This is a genomic window from Corynebacterium tuscaniense (assembly GCF_008693065.1).
Classification (GTDB): Bacteria; Actinomycetota; Actinomycetes; order Mycobacteriales; family Mycobacteriaceae; genus Corynebacterium; species Corynebacterium tuscaniense.
On the sequence record NZ_VXKH01000195.1, the window covers coordinates 1 to 570 of the forward strand.

The 570-nt window shown below is 58.8% G+C and carries 1 protein-coding gene; it reads left to right on the forward strand.

The window, feature by feature from the left end:
- On the forward strand, nucleotides 1-443 hold a 443-nt coding region (locus tag F4V54_RS11250; RefSeq protein ID WP_150387186.1), incomplete at its 5' end, for a DciA family protein.
- Between the last annotated feature and the right edge of the window lie 127 nt (nucleotides 444-570).

Sequence of the window (570 nt, forward strand, 5' to 3'; positions counted from 1 at the left end):
AGCGCGTGGCTAAACCGCAGAAGAAAAGCAACACACCGCGCCGGGTTGGGCGCCCAACCGGCCCGGATGGGCGGGCCTTGCCGGCACCTTCACGATTGAGTTCCTTAGGCGCGATTTTGGATGTGGAGTTCCAGAAGCGCGGCTGGGATCGTGACCTAGCCCAAGGGTGGGTGCATGCGCATTGGGATGAGTTGGTGGGCGAGAAAATCGCCGCGCATACGCATATCGAGATGATTAAGGAAACGACTGTTTTTATTTCCTGTGATTCCACCGCGTGGGCGACCAACCTGCGGATGATGCAGCGGCAGATTCTTTCCACCATCGCTTCCAAGGTGGGGCCCAATATTATTACTGAGCTAAAAATTTTTGGGCCGCGCCCGCCGAGTTGGCGCAAAGGTCCGCTGCATGTGAAAGGCCGTGGGCCGCGGGATACCTATGGTTAATCTCTGGGCAATCTCGGGCCGGGGGAACTTTCACCTTCGTCTGCCGTGGGCCTGTGCCAGACCTTAAGCTGGTGTGCCCAACCGGGGTGCGGCGGGTCTCGGGGGAAGCAAAAATTTTGGGGCTTGC